Genomic DNA, 16569 nt, shown 5'->3' on the forward strand with positions numbered 1-16569 from the left:
AGTTTTGGGGGGGGGGGGTTTGTTGTCCCTTTTAAATGAACCGGTCGCGGCCCGGGTTCCCCCGGGGGCCGGTCCCCGTCCCGGCGTGTCCGCGGCCGTGGGTTCCCTACTCCGGCGTGTCGCGGTAGTGCATGCGCACCAACTTCGGTCGCGTTGGTGTCCGGTTCGCCCCGCTTCGTCCGCGCTCTGTGTGCTCCATGTAAAAATTTCAGCGCTGTAATTCGCTGCGTAGGGTTGACCTCACATAGATCTCACGTAGAGTTCTCTCTGTCAGGCGATGCGAACCCCCGCCGCGGAGCCGGGCAAGGCAAGCACAATTGAACAGCTTCGAAACCGGTGATGGTCGGTGGATCCCCCGCTCATCGAGCATCGCCGCAGCAGATGACAGCACAGGCCCCGTTGAATCCCCCGCTCACCGGGTTCCGGCTGTCGACAGGCCCCCGGTGGATCCCCCGCCCTCCGGGGGCCTTCTGCTGTCCGCACCTCGGTGCGAGCGGTCACGCTGCGTGACCAAGGTCCCGTGCGGGCGGGACGGACGGTCAGCCGGTCGACCCGTCCGGATCGATGGTCGGCGCGTGCTCGGCCTGGGCAACCTGCTCGAGCTCCGTCTCGGCCTCGCTGTCGGCCTGCTCCTCCGCGGTCTTCGCCGCCTCGGCGCCGTCCTTCTTGCGCTTGATCACGACGCGCCCCGAGTCGAGGTCGATGCGGTCGCCACCCGAGTTGTCGCCGATCTGCTCGCGGGTGGCCTGCAGCCGCCTCTTCTCCTCGTCCATGTGCCGCTTGGCCGGGTTGAAGAGGGCGTCGAGGCCCCACTGCGTCATGTCTCACAGCGTACGACCAGCCATCCGTGGTCGACCATGACGATCCGCTGACGTCGCCCCGTCGACCGTGGCAGCCGCGGTGCTGCGTCCCTAGCCTGGAGGCATGTTCTTCACCCGCAAGACCGAGTTGGTGTCCCCCGAGCGCGCCCTGCGCGGACGCGACCAGTACGAGTTCGTCGTCCCGACCACCCACTACGTCACCGGCCGGCCGATCAAGCCGCCGTTCCCCGAGGGACTGCAGACCGCCGTCTTCGGGCTCGGCTGCTTCTGGGGCGCCGAGGAGGTGTTCTGGCAGAAGCCGGGCGTCTGGACGACCGCGGTCGGCTACACCGGCGGCTTCACCAAGCACCCGGACTACGAGGAGGTCTGCTCGGGCCTCACCGGGCACACCGAGGCCGTCCTGGTCGTGTTCGACCCCGAGGTCGTCAGCTACGGCGAGCTCGTCGCGACCTTCTTCGAGGTGCACGACCCCACCCAGGGCATGCGCCAGGGCAACGACGTCGGCACGCAGTACCGCTCGGGCATCTACTGGACGACCGAGGCGCAGCGGGCCGTCGCCGAGAAGGCCAAGGCCGCCTTCGGCGCCACGCTGACCGCGCAGGGCTACGACCCGATCACCACCGAGGTCGCGCCGCTCGGCGAGTTCTACTACGCCGAGGCCTATCACCAGCAGTACCTCGCGAAGGTGCCGAACGGCTACCGCTGCCACGCCACCACCGGCCTGACCTTCCCGCGCGAGCAGCTGGCCGACCCCGCCGCCTGATCAAGACGGGTCTGGTGTACCGCCGGCGGTACACCGGACCGCGATGATCACCGTGCTGTCGACGGCACCGTGCTGTCGACGGCACGGACCGCCCGACGCCCCGGCGCTCGCCCGGCAGCCCCGCCCCGCTCCGCCTGGTGCTGGACGCGCCTTGCCCCGCTGCGCCGGGTTCTCGATCTCCCTTGCCCCGCTGCGCCGGGTTTCCCGGCCCCATTTCCTGGTGCAGCGGGACAACGCGGGCCGCGCTGCCGATTACCCTCGACGGCATGCCCGAGCTCCCGGAGGTCGAGGCGCTCGCGGTGTTCCTGCGCGAGCGTGCGGTCGGACGCATCGTCGCCCGCGCCGACGTCGCCGCCATCAACGCGGTGAAGACGTTCGACCCGCCGCTGTCGGCGCTGGGCGGCGCCGAGATCACGGGCGCGAGCAGGCACGGCAAGTTCCTCGACCTGGACGTCAGCGGGCTGCACCTGATCACCCACCTGTCGCGGGCGGGGTGGCTGCAGTGGCGCGACAACCTGCCACCGGCGCCCCCGCGTCCGGGTGGGAAGGGGCCGATCGCCTTCCGGCTGCACCTGGCCCCCGAGTTCGACGGGGGGCCGACGGCCGGCTTCGACCTCACCGAACAGGGCACGCAGAAGCGGCTCGCGGTCTACCTGGTGCGCGACCCGGTCGAGGTGCCCGGCATCGCCCGCCTCGGACCCGACGCCCTCGCCGTCGACCGCGAGCAGCTCGCCGTGCTGTTGCGCGACCAGCGCCAGCAGGTCAAGCGGGCGCTCACCGACCAGGGCGTGCTCGCCGGCATCGGCAACGCCTACAGCGACGAGATCCTGCACACTGCGCGGCTGTCGCCGTTCAAGGTCGCCGCGAAACTCACCGACGACGAGCTGACCCGGCTGTTCGAAGCGATGCGCACCGTGCTCACCGACGCGGTCGAGCGGTCGGTCGGGCAGCAGGCGGCGACGCTGAAGGGCGAGAAGCGCAGCGGCCTGCGCGTGCACGCCCGCGACGGCCTGCCCTGCCCGGTCTGCGGCGACACAGTGAAGTCGGTGTCGTTCGCCGACCGCTCGTTCCAGTACTGCCCGACCTGCCAGACCGAGGGACGCGAACTCGCCGACCGCCGGTTGTCGAAACTGCTCAAGTGAGAGGCCACGAGTGAATCCTTGGGACGTCCCCACCGTCGATGTCAGCGAGCTGCCCGCAGGGGCGGTCATCCTCGACGTGCGTGAGCCGGACGAGTGGGCGCACGGGCACATCGACGGCGCCGTGCACGTGCCGATGAACTCGCTGCCGCAGCGGCTCGCCTACGAGCCCGGCCCGATCACGCCCGACACCCCGGTGGTCGTGGTGTGCAAGGTCGGCGGACGCTCGGCCCACGTCACCGCCTGGCTGAACCGGCAGGGGTACGACGCGGTCAATCTGGACGGCGGCATGCTGGCCTGGGCCGCGGCGGGCCGGCCGATGGTGAGTGAGACCGGCGACGCCCCGATGGTGGCCTGAGCGGGTCGGGCCCGAGCACACCGCGCGACGAGCACAATCGGCGCCGTGACACCGCGCCCCCTCACGCGCAGCGGCACCACCCGCCCGTTCGTCGTCGCGCACCGCGGGGCGTCCTGGGCGGTCGCCGAGCACACGCTGGCCGCGTACGAGGCGGCGATCGACTCGGGCGCCGACGACCTCGAGTGTGACGTGCGGCTGACCCGCGACGGCCACCTCGTCTGCGTGCACGACCGCACGATCAATCGCACGTCCAGCTCGCGGGGTGTCGTCAGCGAGTTCGCGCTCGACGAGCTCAGCGGCGTCGACTTCGAGTCGTGGTACGGCGAGCTGCCGCACTCGGCCGACCACCTGCTCACCGACTCGCCCTACCTCGCCGGCGTGGCGCCCGACCACGTGCGTCCGGGCGCAGGGGTGCTGACGCTCGAGACGCTGCTGGAGCTCGTCCGCGACGCGCCCCGGCGCATCTCGCTGCTCATCGAGACCAAGCACCCCACGCGCTACGGCGGCCTGGTCGAGAAGACCCTGGTCGAGACGCTGGCCCGCTTCGGGTGGGCCGGGCCGCCCGGGCCACCGGCGAGCCTGCGCCAGGCACCCGACCCGGACGCCCAGGTCATCGTGATGAGCTTCGCGCCGACGGCGATCCGTCGGGTGCGGCTGCAGGCGCCCGCGCTGCCCACGGTGCTGCTGCTCGAGCGGCTGCTGCTGCCCACCCGGCGCGGCGCGATCCTGCCACCCGGTACCACCATCGCCGGGCCGGGACTGCACGTGCTGCAGGCCGATCCGGACTTCGTCGCCCGCGCCCACGCCCGCGGCCACCGGGTGTTCGTCTGGACCGTGGACGAACCGGACGAGGTCGAGTTCGTCCGCGACCTGGGGGTCGACACGATCATCACGAACCGCCCGGCCGAGGTGCTCGAACAGCTCGGCGGCTGATGTCAAGATCGCGGTGAGACCCACCAGACGGGTCCGCCGGGTTAGTCACCGGCATCGCGTGGGGACATACCCGTGGACGGACGACGGGAGGACGGGTGAGTGTGGGCACGCTGCCGGTGCACCACGACCCTGCGAGCGCAGCGGTCGTGCGGCACGAGCTCGCCGCCGAACTGTCCCAGTTCCGCGTCGAGCAGGGCTGCATCGACGACGCGGTGCTGGTCGCCAGTGAGCTCGTCGGCAACGCCATCCGGCACGGCATCCCCGTCACCGAGGGCTCCACGTCCGGCCGGATCGACGTGCGCTGGGACATCCTCGACGACGCCCTGGTGATCAAGGTCGAGGACGGCTCGGCCGCCGAGCCGCGCCGGCGCGAGGCCGGCGACCGGCAGCCGGACGGACGGGGCCTCGCGATCGTCGAGGCCCACGCCGCTGACGGGGGCGTCGACCGCACCGACCGCGGCAAGTGCGTCTGGGCCCGCATCCCCCTGCAGCACTGAGCACCGCCACCTCGCGGCGCGAGCCCCCCGCTCTGGCCCGTTTGCGAGCTCGAAAACGGGCCGGAGCAGGGGGTTTTCGCGTCGTCGGGCGGCGCTCGCGGTCAGGCGGTGAGGCGGTTCAGGCGGTCAGCGAGCGCATCACGCGCAGGGCGACGGACAGGGTGGCGAGGTCGACCGTCTCGCGCTCGAGCGCGGCCCGGATCGTCGACCGCGCGCGGCCGACCCGCTCGCTGTTCGCGGTCTCCCACGCGTCGACCCGCTGGCGCGCGGTGAGCCGCTCGTCGGCGGTCGTGCGCAGCACCGCGGTCGTGACGGCGGCCAGCGCCGCGTAGACGTCGTGCCGCACTGCACCGCGGGCGAGCGTCGACCAGCGGTCGTCGCGCGGCAGGTGGGTGATGCAGGTCAGCATCTCGTCGACGCAGAACTCCTCCGACAGCGCGTAGTGCAGACGCGCGACCTCCGCGGCGTCATGGCCGGTCGTGGCCGCGATCTCGACCACGTCGAGCAGCAGGAACGCCGACAGCAGCGACGAGATGCGCAGCGACAGCTCGCGCGGCAGGCCGAGCGCCACCAGCTTCTCGGTGTCGGCGAAGAGCACCTCGCGCTCGGCACCGCAGAGCAGCTCGGTGGTGTCGCCGCTGAGCTCGGCGATGGTCGGGCGGAACCGCTCGATCTCGCCGAGGATGTCGGTGATCGGGAAGCGGACGTCGACGAACCACCGCGTGGCGCGGTCGATGAGCCGCCGGATCTCCTGGTAGCCGGCGTGCTGGGCGGCCGTCGGCACCTTGTTGTCGAGCGACTCGATGTCGGCCCAGAGCTCGCCGAGCCCGAACACCTCACGCGTGACGGCGTAGGCGCGGGTGATCTCGGCCGGCGTCGAGCCGGTCTCCTCGACCGCACGGTGGACGAACGTGGTGCCGCTGCGGTTGATCATGTCGTTCACCACGACCGTGGTGGTGATCTCGCGGGCCAGCGGGTGGTTCACCAGGTCGTCGGCGAAGCGCTCGGCGATGAGCGGGGGGAAGTACCGCGACAGCACCCGTTGGAAGAACGCCTCGTCCGGCAGCGTCGAGTCCTCGAGCTGCCGGGTGAGGGTGATCTTCGAGTAGGCGACGAGCACCGAGTTCTCGGGTGAGCACAGGCCGATGCCGCGGGCCTCCCGCTCGGCGATCTCCTCGTCCGACGGCAGGAACTCGAGGCGGCGGTCGAGGCTGCCCTCGGCCTCGAGCTCCTGCATGAAGCGCTGGTGCACGCTGATCATGGCGGGGTTGATGCGCCGCGCCATGCCGAGCAGCACGTTCTGGCCGTAGTTGTCGCGCAGCACGTGCGCGGCGACGTCGTCGGTGACCGCCTCGAGCAGCCGATTGCGCTCGTCGCGCGTGATCCGCCCGGACGCGACGCCGCGGTCGAGCAGGATCTTGATGTTGACCTCGTGGTCGGACGTGTCGACGCCCGCCGAGTTGTCGATGGCGTCGGTGTTGATGTGCCCGCCGCGCAGGGCGAACTCGACCCGCCCGAGCTGCGTGCAGCCGAGGTTGCCGCCCTCGCCGACGACCTTGCAGCGCAGTTCGCTGCCGTTGACGCGGATGGCGTCGTTGGCCTTGTCGCCGACCGCCGCGTTGGTCTCACTCGAGGCCTTGACGTAGGTGCCGATGCCGCCGTTCCACAGCAGGTCGACGGGTGCGAGCAGGATCGCGCGCATCAGCTCGGCCGGCGTCATCGCGGTGATGCCGGCGGGCAGCCCGAGGGCGGCGGCGACCTGCGGCGTGATCGGGATCGACTTCAGCGTGCGCGGGTGCACCCCGCCGCCGGCCGAGATGAGCGAGCGGTCGTAGTCGGCCCAGGACGAGCGCGGCAGATCGAACAGGCGGCGTCGCTCGGCGTACGACCGGGCGACGTCGGGCTCGGGGTCGAGGAAGATGTGCCGGTGGTCGAACGCGGCCACGAGGCGGATCTGCTCGGACAGCAGCATGCCGTTGCCGAAGACGTCGCCCGACATGTCGCCGACGCCGACGACGGTGAACGGCTCGGTCTGGATGTCCACGCCGAGCTCGCGGAAGTGGTACTTCACCGACTCCCACGCGCCGCGGGCGGTGATGCCCATGGCCTTGTGGTCGTAGCCCACCGAACCGCCGGACGCGAACGCGTCGCCGAGCCAGAAGCCGTAGTCGAGCGCGATGCCGTTGGCGATGTCGCTGAACGTGGCGGTGCCCTTGTCGGCGGCGACGACGAGGTACGGGTCGTCGGCGTCGTAGCGGCGCACCTGCGGCGGCGGCATCACGTGCTGGGCGCCGTCGGTCTGGGTGACGTAGTTGTCGGTGAGGTCGAGCAGGCAGCTGATGAAGGTGCGGTAGCAGGCGATGCCCTCGGCCAGCCACGCCTCGCGGTCGAGGTTGGGGTCGGGCAGCTGCTTGGCGACGAACCCGCCCTTCGCGCCGGTCGGCACGATCACCGCGTTCTTCACCGTCTGCGCCTTCACCAGGCCGAGGATCTCGGTGCGGAAGTCCTCGCGCCGGTCGCTCCAGCGCAGACCGCCGCGCGCCACCGCGCCGAAGCGCAGGTGCACGCCCTCGACCCGCTTCGAGTAGACCCAGATCTCGAAGCGCGGACGCGGGGCGGGCAGGTCCGGCACCAGCCGCGGGTCGAGCTTGAACGCCAGCGCGGTGCGCCGCTGGCCGTCGTCGGCAGTGCCCGCACCGCCCGCCGGCACCGGGTCGGTGCGGTAGGCGTTGGTGCGCAGCGTGGCGTTGATGAGCGCCAGGATCGAGCGCAGGATGCGGTCCTGGTCGAGGCTGGCGACGTCGGCGAGCAGCTGCTCGATCGCGTCGACCCGGGCGACGGTGCCACCCGCGCCGCTGACGATGGGCGCCTCGTTCTCGCGCGCCGGGTCGAAGCGCGCCTCGAACAGCCCGACGAGCGCGCGGGCGATGCCGGCGTTCTCGACGAGCGTCTGCTCGATGTAGCCCTGGCTGTAGGGGATGCCCGCCTGCCGCAGGTACTTGGCGTAGGCCCGCAGCAGGTTCGCCTGCCACCACGTCAGCCCGCCACGGACGACGAGCGCGTTGAAGCCGTCCTGCTCGATCTGCTCGAGCCACAGCAGCCGGAAGGCCTCGACCATGTTGGCGGCGGTGGTCTCGTCCAGGTCGACGCCGGCGGGCAGGCGCAGGCCGAAGTCGTAGATCCAGACGGTGTGGTCGTCGCCCGCAGTGCTGTCCGGCCCGCTCGCAAGCTTCGCGAGCGTGACCTCGTAGGGCCATTCGTCGAGCACCTCGATGCCGGTCTGGGCGAAGATCGGCAGCGCCTTCGCGAGCGACACGGCCTGGCCGGTGCGGAATACCTTGAGGCGGCGGTCGGCGGGCTCGTCCTCGTCCTCGGGCGTGTAGAGCTGGAAGCCGAGACCGTTCTCACGCGGCAGCGAGTCGAGCTTGCAGAGGTCCTGGACGCCGGTGGCCGGGCCGAAGTCCTCCTTGTACGCCTCGGGCAGCGCGTCCGCGTAGGTGCGCATGAGCCGGGTGGCCTCGTCGTCGCCGACCGCCTCGACCAGCAGGTCGCGCAGGTCGTCGCGCCACCGGCGGGTGGCCCTGCCGACCTCGGCCTCGACGGCGGCGCGGTCGGGCTGCGGCGGCTGGGTGCCCGGCCGGATCGCGATCAGCAGCTGCATGCGGGCGAGGTCGAGCTCGACCAGGCGGTCGTCCGACCCGATGATCTCGCCCGGCCAGTAGCGCGAGATGACCTCGTGCACGCGGCGGCGGGTGTCCGGGCCGAAGCGGCCGGCCGGGAAGTAGACCAGCACGCTGACGAAGTCGCGGTTGAGGTGCACGCGGGCGAAGACGCCGACCGTGCCGCGTTCGGCGCGGTCGACGACGAGCTGCGCCAGCCGCAGCAGGTCGGCCGTCGGCGCCTCGAGCAGTTCGTCGCGCGGCAGGGTGCGCAGCGCGGCCAGCAACCGGCGTCCGGTGTGGCTGTCGGCGCGCACGCCCGAGCGCAGCAGGATCTCGGCGATGCGGCGGCGCACCACCGGCACCCGGCCGACCACGCCGTCCTCGGCGTTGGTGATGAGGCCGAGGAAGACGTGCAGGGTGTCCTCACCGCGGCCGCCGCGGGGCGGCACCACGACGACGCAGTCGTAGTGGGCAGCGCGGCGCACCGTCGACACGAGCGGCGACTTGAAGATCAGCATCGGGGCGCCGGCGCGGTAGGCCGGCAGCAGCTCGATCGGCGAGATGCGGGCAGCACCCCGCAGCACGCCCTGCGTGTCGTCGTCCTCGTCGGTGCGGGCGTTCAGGTTGGCGAGCTCGTTGGCCGAGTACGACGCGTGCCCGAGGATCATGTAGTTGCCGTCGGCCAGCCAGCGCAGCAGCGCCCCGGCCTCCTCGCTGGTCTCGCGGTCGAACTGGCCGGGGTCGACGGTGAGCTCGTCGGCCAGCCGGCGGATCAGCTCGTACATCGCCGGGGCGTCCTCGACGGCGTGCAGCACGTCGAGCAGCACCCGGGTGATGTTGCGGCGGATCAGGTCCTGCTGCACGTCGCTGGGCACGTGCTCGATCTCGAAGTGCATCCACGACTCGACCACCGCGCCGGCGGGCACGTCCGCGGCGTCGTCGATGTCGTGGATGCGGGTGAGCTCGCCGTCGGCGTCGCGGTCGACGACGATCTGCGGGTGCAGCACGCGGGTGACGCCGTGGCCCATCCGCTCGAGCTCGACCCGCACCGAGTCGACGAGGTAGGGCGCGTCGGCGCTGACGATGTCGACGGCGGTGGTGTCGGCGTCCAGGTCGTGGACGGACACGAAGGTCTCGTCCGCGGCACGGCGGCGCCCGGCGCGCAGGAAGTCCGACGCGAGACGCACGAGCACGTGCGTCGGCCGCCCGGGCAGTTGGCTGCCGGCATGCGCCAGGAACCGTCGGGCGAAGGCCGCCCCGTCGACACCGGCGATGACCTCGCCGCGTACATCCGTCATGGTCGTGCTACCCGTCCTCGTTGACGTCTCGCGCTCTACCCGCTGCACTTCCCAGCACCGGCCATCCTTCCACCGGAAGTCCCATCGGCAAGGGAACGGGCCGGTCGAGTTCCACAGCTGCGGAGCGCTCGGCACCCCCGTCGGTGGAGTTGACGGCGCAGGTCGAGCAGGATCGACCCCGTGGCCCGACCGCTTCCGACCAGTGCGTCCTACGGCATCACCGTGCGCATCTACGCCCGACCGTCCGCGAGCGTCGTCGGTGAGGTGGCGACCGCCGTCGGCGCGGCCGGCGGCCTCGTGACCGCCGTCGACGTGCCCGAGTCGCGCGGCGACCGCATCACCCTCGACATCAGCTGCTCCGCGCTCGACGGCGCGCACGCCGAGGAGATCGTCGCGGCGCTGCGCGCGGTGCCCGACGTGACCGTGCACCGGGTCAGCGACCGCACCTTCCTGCTGCACCTCGGCGGCAAGATCTCGGTGCAGTCGAAGGTGCCGCTGCGCACGCGCGACGACCTGTCCATGGCCTACACACCAGGCGTCGGACGCGTGTCGCTGGCGCTCGCCGCGCACCCCGAGGACGTCGCGAAGCTGACCGTGAAGGGCAATTCGGTCGCCGTGGTCACCGACGGTTCCGCAGTGCTCGGGCTCGGCAACATCGGTCCGGGCGCGGCGCTGCCGGTGATGGAGGGCAAGGCCGCGCTGTTCAAGCGCTTCGCCGACATCGACGCGTGGCCGATCTGCCTCGACACCCAGGACACCGACGAGATCGTGCAGGTCGTGCGGGCGATCGCGCCCGGGTTCGGCGGCATCAACCTCGAGGACATCTCGGCGCCGCGCTGCTTCGAGATCGAGCGGCGGCTGCGCGACGCCCTCGACATCCCCGTCTTCCACGACGACCAGCACGGCACCGCCATCGTCGTCGTGGCCGCCCTGACGAACGCGCTGCGCTGTGTCGGCAAGCAGCTGCCGGACGCCCGCATCGTCGTCGCGGGCGGTGGTGCGGCCGGCACCGCCATCGTGTCGCTGCTGGTCGAGGCGGGTGCCCGGCACCTGCTCGTCTGGGACCGCGAGGGCGTGCTCGCACCGGGCGACCCGGCGCTGTCACCGGCGAAGCAACGCCTGGCCGAGCTCACCAACCCGGCCGGGGTCACCGGCACGCTGCACGACGCGTTGCACGGCGCGGACGTCTTCGTCGGTGTCAGCGGACCGGGAGTGCTCGCGGCCGACTGGATCCGCGACATGGCACCGCAGCCGGTGGTCTTCGCGCTGGCCAACCCCGACCCGGAGGTCGACGTCGACGCCGCGTCCCACCTCGCCGCGGTGCTCGCGACCGGACGCAGCGACTACCCGAACCAGATCAACAACGTGCTCGCGTTCCCGGGCGTCTTCCGCGGCCTGCTCGACGCGCGCGCCCGCGAGATCACCCCGTCGATGCTGCTGTCGGCCGCCGCGGCCCTCGCGTCCTGTGTCTCGGACGAGGCCCTCAACGCGTCGTTCATCGTGCCGTCGGTCTTCGACCCCGATGTGCCCAAGGCGGTCGCCGAGGCGGTGCGCCAGGCGGCGGAGGCGGCCCGCGCCGCGGAACCCGCCGACTGACCCGTCTCGTCCATCCGGCTGGACGCGGCCGCCCGGCCGCCGACCCGGCAGGGGTGCGGACGATGCGGTGGACGAGGGTGGCGGCGGCATCGGTCGCCGCGGTGACGGCGACGGCGGTGCTCGGCGCGTGCACGGGATCGGATGGCTCGGCCGGGTCGTCGGTGAACGGGGCCGCCGCCACGGAGCCCGCCGTCGGACAGGCACCGCGCGGGACGGTCGACGGGGGCACCTCGTACTCGTCGGCCGGCGGCAGCAGCGCCGAGAGCGCCAGTGGCAAGCGCTCGACCGCCACGATGGCGCGGCTCGATCTCGGCGGCAGCAAGATCGTGCACGTCGACATGACCGTGGCGATCGCGCACGCGAGCGACGTCGCGGCCGCCGCGGACAAGGCGGGCGAGATCGCCACCCGCTACGGCGGTGAGGTCGACGGCGACGACCGCGTTGCCGGTGCCCACGCGCACGCGACGGTGATCGTGCGCGTGCTGCCCGACAACCTGCAACAGGCGTTGCACAACCTGTCGGCGCTCGGGCACGAGCAGTCGCGGTCGTCGTCCACGCAGGACGTCACCCAGCAGGTCGCGGACGTGAACAGCCGCGTCACGTCGCTCACTGCCGAGATCGCGACGCTGCAGGGGCTCTACGAGCGCCCGGGCCAGCCGCTCGACCAGGTGCTGCAGGTCGAGCAGACCCTCGCGCAGCGCCAGTCGGACCTCGAGTCGCTGCAGGCCCAGCAGCGGGCGCTGCAGCACGAGACCGACCTCGCCACGGTGACGCTCGACCTGGTCACCGCCACGAAGGCGGCGGTTGTCAGGCACCACCGCGACCGCACCGGGTTCGTCGGCGGGCTGCAGCGGGGGTGGGACGCGTTCGTCGCCGGCGCCTCGCACGTGGCGACGGCGGCGGGTGCGGTGCTGCCGTTCGTGGCGCTGCTGCTGGTGCTGGCCGGCGCCGCACGCCTGGCCGGGCTCAAGCGCCCGCGGCGGCGGCCGCCGACCCCTGCGGCGGAGTAGCCGCCGTGATCGACACCCGTCCACGCCGCCCCCAGGTGGCTCGGACGGGTGTTGATCAACGCGCGGGCGGCGTCTGCACCGGCGGTGTCGGCTGCGTGCGCTCGGCGAGGCGCGTGCGCCGCGGGTTGGCGACGCTGGTGGGCCGTGGTGCGGCGGTGCTGCTCATCCGTGATCCCCTCCGATGACGACATCGGTTGGAACGAGCGTGCCCGCGCCGGGTTACCGCGACGTGTCCGGATCACACCGCGCCGGTGACGACCGGACGGAGCTCGGCGGTCGCCGCCAGCAGCCGCTCGTTCTCGTCGCGGGTGCCGATCGTGACGCGGGCACCGACGCCGGCGAAGGCCCGGACGATCAGCCCCCGTGCCTCGCAGCCCGCGGCGAAGTCGGCCGTTGCGTCGCCCAGCGGGAACCAGACGAAATTCGCCTCCGTCGGCGGGATCTCCCAGCCCTGCGCACGCAACGCGTCGGCCACGCGCGTGCGCTCGGCGACGAGCTCGTCGACCCGCTCGAGCAGTTCCTTCTCGGCGGCGGGCTCGAGCGAGGCGAGCGCGGCCTCCTGCGCCACGGTCGTCACCGCGAACGGCACCTGCGTCTGCCGCAGCGCGGCCGCCAGCGCGGGGTCGGCGGCGACGGCGTAGCCGACGCGCAGGCCGGCCAGCCCGTAGGCCTTCGAGAACGTGCGCAGCACGACCAGGTTCGGGTGCGCGTCGAGCAGGGTCAGGCCGTCGGGCACGGCGTTGTCGCGGACGAACTCGCGGTAGGCCTCGTCCAGGCAGACGACCACGTCCTCGGGCACGGCCCGCAGGAAGCGCAGCAGCTCGTCGCGGTGCACGACCGTGCCGGTGGGGTTGTTCGGGTTGCAGACGAAGACCAGGCGGGTCTTGCCGGTGATGCGGGCCGCCATCTCGTCCAGGTCGTGCGTGTGGTCGTGCAGCGGCACCTGCACCGACGACGCACCGCTGACCGCGGCGATGATCGGGTACGCCTCGAACGACCGCCAGGCGTAGACCACCTCGTCGTCGGCGTCGGCGACCGCCTGCACCAGCTGCGTGCACAGCGAGACCGATCCGCAGCCGATCGCGACCTGCGCGGCGTCGACCCCCGCCCGCGCGGCGATGGCGTCCGTGAGCGCCGTCGACGCGTTGTCGGGGTAGCGGTTCATGCCCGCCGCCGCGGCGGTGATGCGCTCGAGCACCGACGGCAGCGGCGGGTACGGCACCTCGTTGCTGGCCAGCTTGATCGCGCCGGGCACCGTTCGTCCGGGCACGTAGGACGGGAGGGTGCTCAGCACCGGGCGCAGTCTCACCACGCTGGAATCCTAGAGATTCCCGCGCTTGTCCTGCTCGCGCTCGATCGCCTCGAAGAGGGCCTTGAAGTTGCCCTTGCCGAAGCCGAGCGAGCCGTGCCGCTCGATGAGCTCGAAGAAGACGGTCGGACGGTCGCCGACGGGCTTGGTGAAGATCTGCAGCAGGTAGCCGTCCTCGTCGCGGTCGACCAGGATGCGTCGCTCGCGCAGCTGCTCGATCGGCACCCGCACGTGGCCGATGCGGGCGCGCAGCTCGGGGTCGTCGTAGTACGAGTCGGGGGTGTCGAGGAACTCGATGCCGCGGGCGCGCATCTCGTCGGTGGTGCGCAGGATGTCGTTGGTGGCCAGCGCGATGTGCTGCACCCCGGGGCCGCCGTAGAACTCGAGGAACTCGTCGATCTGCGACTTCTTCTTGGCGATCGCCGGCTCGTTGAGCGGGAACTTCACCCGGTGGTTGCCGTTCGCGACGACCTTGCTCATGAGCGCGCTGTAGTCGGTGGCGATGTCGTCGCCGACGAACTCGGCCATGTTGGTGAAGCCCATGACGCGGCGGTAGAACTCGACCCACTCGTCCATGTGGCCGAGCTCGACGTTGCCGACGCAGTGGTCGACGGCCTGGAACAGCCGCTGCTCGACCATCGCCGGCGCCGTGCGCGCGACCCAGCCGGGCAGGTAGGGGCCGCGGTAGCGCGAGCGGTCGACGAGGGTGTGCCGGGTCTGCCCGTAGGCGGCGATCGCGGCCACGCGCACCGTGCCGTGCTCGTCGCTGACGTCGTGCGGCTCGTCCAGGATCGTCGCGCCCTGCTCGCGCGCGTGGGCGATGCAGCGGTCGACGTCGGGCACCTCGAGCGGCAGGTCGATGACGCCGTCGCCGTGTGCGCGGTGGTGGTCGGCGAGCGACGATGCCGGGTCGACGGCGCCGAGGACGACGAAGCGGGCCGAGCCCGCGCGCAGCACGAAGCCCTTGTGATCGCGGTTGCCGGTCTCGGGGCCGGTGTAGGCGACGAGCTCCATGCCGAACGCCGAGCGGTAGAACTGGGCGCTCTGCGTGGCGTTGCCGGCGACGAAGACCACCGCGTCCAGCGCGGTCACGGGGAACGGGTCGGTGCGCTCGTCGTGGTCGACCAGGCCGACCAGCTGCCGCAGCCGCTCGACGGTCAACTGGGCCTCGCGCTCTTCGGGGGTGAGTTCGACGGAGGTCATGACAGCGAGCCTGCGCCCGCCGTCGCCCACTGGGCAACTCGTCCGGTGCCAAGTGATCCGATTGCACAGATTGAGCAGCGTGAATCCAACAGTACTGTGCAGCTTGCCCAGTCGAGCCGTGCGCATGAGAGCGCGGCGTGAGCACCGCGCGGGCACAGGCGTCGATTGCGATGATCTCGGCGTGCTCCGCCGCTCGCGTGTCGTCCCCATGCTGGTCGCGGCGCTCGGGTGCCTGCTGCTGGCGGCCTGCACCACACCGGCCAAGGAGCCGCACCGTGACGACCGGCGGCTGGTGCAGTTCACCGGGCGTCCGAACATCGTCTTCGTCCTGGCCGACGACCTGTCCACGAACCTGCTGCCGTTCATGCCCCACGTGCAGGCGCTGGCACGCGAGGGCGCGAGCTTCTCGAACTACTTCGTCGTCGACTCGCTGTGCTGCCCGTCGCGCGCCGCCATCTTCACCGGGCAGTACCCGCACGACGACGGCGTCTTCACCAATGCCGGCGCCGACGGCGGTGTGCGCGCGTTCGACCACTTCGGCGGTCCGGCCAAGAACTACGGGCTCGCACTGCACCGGGCGGGCTACTTCACCGGGATGCTCGGCAAGTACCTGAACCGGTACGACACCCGCAGCCCGCTGCCACCCGGCTGGGACGACTGGTGGGTCAGCGGCTACGGCTACTACCAGTACGGCTACGCGGTGAACGACAACGGCCACTCGACGACGGTCGGCTACCAGCCTTCCGACTACCTCGGGACGAGACTGGCGGGCCAGGCGACCTCGTTCGTGCGCTCGGCGGTGGCGACCGGCAAGCCCTTCGCCGTCGAGGTCGCGCCGTTCTCGCCGCACTGGCCGTACGTCGCCGCACCGCAGGACGTGGGCACCTTTCCGGGGATCACCGTGCCGCGCACACCGGCGTACGGCGTGACGCCGCAGCACGCGCCCAAGTGGCTCGCCGGCATCCCGCCGCTGACGGCACACGACGGCCGGCACTTCGACGATGCCTTCCGCAAGCGTGTCGAGTCGGTGCAGGAGGTCGACCGCACGGTCGGCCAGTTGCAACAGGCGTTGCAACAGCAAGGGGTGCTGCAGAACACCTACTTCGTCTTCAGCTCCGACAACGGCTACCACATGGGCGACTACCGGCTGCGCGTCGGCAAGCAGACCGCCTTCGACACCGACACGCACGTGCCGTTGATCATCGCCGGCCCGGGCATCCGGCCGGGCAGCACGATCGACGCCGTCACCCAGAGCATCGACCTGGCGCCCACCTTCGCCGCGTGGGCGCACACGACGCTGCCGACCGACCCCGACGGCATCGACCTCGGCCCGCTCTTGACCGGCCGCGTCCCATCGGCGGCCTGGCCGCAGCAGGCCGCGCTCGTCGAGCACCACGGCCAGCAGGTGAAGGACGATCCCGACCACCAGGTCGTGCTCGAAGGGCGCCCGCCGAGCTACGAGGCGCTGCGCACCAAGGACGCCCTCTACGTCGAGTACGTCGACGGCGAGCGCGAGTACTACGACCTGCGGCACGACCCGTTCGAGACCGACAACCTGGCCGGCTCGTCGAGTCCCGCCGTCCGGGCCACGGTCGCGCGGCTCTCGGCCTGGCTGCACCGCCTCGAGACGTGCCACGGCCACGCCGCCTGCCTCGCCGCCGACCGCGCCGCCGCCTGAGCGGCGTCGGCTGAGCGGCGGTCGCGCGGAGGCCCGGCCCACCCGGCGGTGTGGCGACGCTGCGGGCTGACACGCCGCGCCACCCCCCGCTGCGTCGCCACACACCGGCGGGGCAGCAGAAGGTCAGCCGCGGGCGGCGCTCACCGCGGCGATGACGGCGAAGACGGCGAACAGGACGCCGGCGACCCCGTGGATGAGGTGCAGTGGGATGCGCTTCACCAGGCTGCGTCCGAGGGACGCGGCGAGCACGGCGACGGCGACCAGCGCGACGAACGCACCCAGCCCCGTCGCGATTGCCGGGC

13 protein-coding genes are annotated in these 16569 nt (G+C 71.9%); 8 read left to right on the forward strand and 5 right to left on the reverse strand.

Annotation, left to right across the window (positions count from 1 at the left end):
* Positions 1-539 precede the first annotated feature (539 nt).
* Positions 540-821 (reverse strand): DUF6191 domain-containing protein, encoded by a 282-nt coding sequence (locus ACTHMS_RS08715; protein ID WP_440306270.1) that lies wholly within the window; start codon positions 819-821, stop codon positions 540-542.
* 103 nt (positions 822-924) lie between these two features.
* On the opposite strand from ACTHMS_RS08715, the gene msrA reads away from it, so the two are divergent.
* From msrA to ACTHMS_RS08740, 5 genes are all read left to right on the forward strand, one after another.
* On the forward strand, positions 925-1584 hold the full coding sequence (gene msrA / locus ACTHMS_RS08720; protein ID WP_440306271.1) for a peptide-methionine (S)-S-oxide reductase MsrA: 660 nt from the start codon (positions 925-927) through the stop codon (positions 1582-1584).
* Positions 1585-1850: 266 nt separating this feature from the next.
* Positions 1851-2726, forward strand: a complete 876-nt coding sequence (locus ACTHMS_RS08725; protein WP_440306272.1) for an Fpg/Nei family DNA glycosylase — start codon at positions 1851-1853, stop codon at positions 2724-2726.
* A 10-nt stretch (positions 2727-2736) separates the two neighbouring features.
* Complete coding sequence (locus ACTHMS_RS08730; protein WP_440306273.1) at positions 2737-3081, forward strand: rhodanese-like domain-containing protein; 345 nt, start codon at positions 2737-2739, stop codon at positions 3079-3081.
* 45 nt (positions 3082-3126) lie between these two features.
* Positions 3127-4014 (forward strand): glycerophosphodiester phosphodiesterase, encoded by an 888-nt coding sequence (locus tag ACTHMS_RS08735; protein ID WP_440306274.1) that lies wholly within the window; start codon positions 3127-3129, stop codon positions 4012-4014.
* 95 nt (positions 4015-4109) lie between these two features.
* Positions 4110-4511, forward strand: a complete 402-nt coding sequence (locus ACTHMS_RS08740; RefSeq protein ID WP_440306275.1) for an ATP-binding protein — start codon at positions 4110-4112, stop codon at positions 4509-4511.
* A 118-nt stretch (positions 4512-4629) separates the two neighbouring features.
* Here ACTHMS_RS08740 and ACTHMS_RS08745 read toward each other — a convergent pair whose 3' ends face one another.
* Positions 4630-9471, reverse strand: coding sequence for an NAD-glutamate dehydrogenase (locus ACTHMS_RS08745; RefSeq protein WP_440306276.1), 4842 nt, complete (start codon positions 9469-9471; stop codon positions 4630-4632).
* A 180-nt stretch (positions 9472-9651) separates the two neighbouring features.
* Here ACTHMS_RS08745 and ACTHMS_RS08750 point away from each other — a divergent pair, with 180 nt between their 5' ends.
* Both ACTHMS_RS08750 and ACTHMS_RS08755 read left to right on the forward strand, forming a co-directional pair.
* Positions 9652-11067 carry an NAD-dependent malic enzyme gene (locus ACTHMS_RS08750; protein WP_440306277.1) on the forward strand — a complete coding sequence of 472 codons (1416 nt, stop codon included), beginning with the start codon at positions 9652-9654 and terminating at the stop codon, positions 11065-11067.
* Between the two features lie 62 nt (positions 11068-11129).
* The gene (locus ACTHMS_RS08755) at positions 11130-12077 is read left to right on the forward strand and encodes a DUF4349 domain-containing protein (protein ID WP_440306278.1); all 948 of its coding nucleotides are present in this window, start codon (positions 11130-11132) and stop codon (positions 12075-12077) included.
* Between the two features lie 238 nt (positions 12078-12315).
* Here ACTHMS_RS08755 and hisC read toward each other — a convergent pair whose 3' ends face one another.
* Together hisC and hppD are read right to left on the reverse strand one after the other, a co-directional pair.
* A complete protein-coding gene (gene hisC, locus ACTHMS_RS08760; RefSeq protein WP_440306279.1) occupies positions 12316-13389 on the reverse strand; it encodes a histidinol-phosphate transaminase in 1074 nt (357 codons plus the stop codon).
* Between the two features lie 9 nt (positions 13390-13398).
* Positions 13399-14589 (reverse strand): 4-hydroxyphenylpyruvate dioxygenase, encoded by a 1191-nt coding sequence (gene hppD / locus ACTHMS_RS08765; protein WP_440306280.1) that lies wholly within the window; start codon positions 14587-14589, stop codon positions 13399-13401.
* Between the two features lie 181 nt (positions 14590-14770).
* Between hppD and ACTHMS_RS08770 the strand changes: the two genes are divergently transcribed.
* Entirely contained in the window at positions 14771-16267 is a 1497-nt protein-coding gene (locus ACTHMS_RS08770; protein ID WP_440306281.1) for a sulfatase family protein, read from the forward strand.
* 123 nt (positions 16268-16390) lie between these two features.
* Here ACTHMS_RS08770 and ACTHMS_RS08775 read toward each other — a convergent pair whose 3' ends face one another.
* A complete protein-coding gene (locus ACTHMS_RS08775) occupies positions 16391-16561 on the reverse strand; it encodes a TMEM165/GDT1 family protein (protein WP_440306282.1) in 171 nt (56 codons plus the stop codon).
* Positions 16562-16569: the final 8 nt, after the last annotated feature.

The sequence above is a fragment of the Jatrophihabitans sp. genome (genome assembly GCF_051960575.1).
Classification (GTDB): Bacteria; Actinomycetota; Actinomycetes; order Mycobacteriales; family Jatrophihabitantaceae; genus JBQCEE01.